The organism is Thauera terpenica 58Eu (genome assembly GCF_000443165.1).
GTDB lineage: Bacteria > Pseudomonadota > Gammaproteobacteria > Burkholderiales > Rhodocyclaceae > Thauera > Thauera terpenica.
This window is the reverse complement of sequence record NZ_ATJV01000010.1, coordinates 1-404: the sequence shown is the minus strand read 5'-3', so window position 1 is coordinate 404 and position 404 is coordinate 1. Positions and strand designations below refer to the sequence as shown.

General features: G+C 66.8%; 1 protein-coding gene. It reads right to left on the bottom strand.

All coding sequences use genetic code 11. The annotated features are described in order from the left end of the window. The coding region (locus tag M622_RS0119770; protein WP_370696025.1) for an NAD(P)/FAD-dependent oxidoreductase at positions 1 to 404 on the bottom strand (404 nt) is incomplete at both ends.

Sequence of the window (404 nt, the reverse complement as noted above, 5' to 3'; positions counted from 1 at the left end):
TCGAGGTGGTACACAAAGCCGCCGCCATAGGTGGCGTTGTCCATCGGCCAGCCGGCGGTGTGCACCACCAGGCCGGGACGATGATTCTCGGGCTTCACTTCCCACAGCTCCTTGATGCCGATGCCGTAGGTCTGCGGGTCGGCGCCGTCGCGCAGATTGAACCTGGCTTCGAGCTGCTTGCCCAGATGACCGCGACAGCCTTCGGCAAACAGGGTGTACTTGGCATGCAGCTCCATGCCCGGCTGATGGTGCGGGCCAGGGGTGCCGTCGCGGTTCAGCCCCATGTCGCCAGTGGCCACGCCCTTGACTGCGCCGGCCTCGTCATACAGCAGCTCGGCGCCGGCAAAGCCCGGATAGACCTCCACGCCCAGCGCCTCGGCCTGCTCGCCCAGCCACTTCACCAC